The sequence below is a fragment of the Croceitalea sp. MTPC6 genome, assembly GCF_036985525.1.
In the GTDB taxonomy this organism is placed as follows: domain Bacteria; phylum Bacteroidota; class Bacteroidia; order Flavobacteriales; family Flavobacteriaceae; genus Croceitalea.
The window spans coordinates 1-446 of sequence record NZ_BTGR01000040.1 but is presented as its reverse complement, the minus strand read 5'-3'; the positions used below and the strand labels follow the sequence as shown (position 1 = coordinate 446).

Annotated in this window: 1 pseudogene; it reads right to left on the bottom strand. The window is 52.2% G+C overall.

The window, feature by feature from the left end:
- Positions 1-365: pseudogene (locus AACP56_RS17950) on the bottom strand (gliding motility-associated C-terminal domain-containing protein); the annotation flags it as partial.
- Between the last annotated feature and the right edge of the window lie 81 nt (positions 366-446).

Below are 446 nucleotides of genomic sequence, written 5' to 3'. Positions count from 1 at the left end.
AAATCTCTATAGTTAACGTCCTCTGTACCGTCCGTGTCCGGTAAATCGTTCGCTGGGTCGTCTATCTCATCGTTTACATCAAAACCATCATCTACATCTGCGCCCTCATATCCATCATCCAGTCCGTCACCGTCCGTGTCCACTCCCGTAAAGGTCTGGTCTGGCTCGCCGTCCTCATTAAAGTCGTTCCCCTCATTGTTGTCCGGCACCGTGTCGTTGTCACTGTCATTGTCCAGGTAATCTGGAACTTCATCACCATCAGCAAAATCCCCATCTGTGTTTACTGGGTCGATGCCCTCATCACCCGTTCCTTCGTACGCATCGTCTAAGCCGTCGTTATCACTGTCCTCACCGCTCGGTGGCACATAGCCATCCGTTGGCTGGCCCTCTACATTGTCCGGGATGCCGTCGTTGTCACTGTCAATGTCCAAATGGTTCGGTATGCC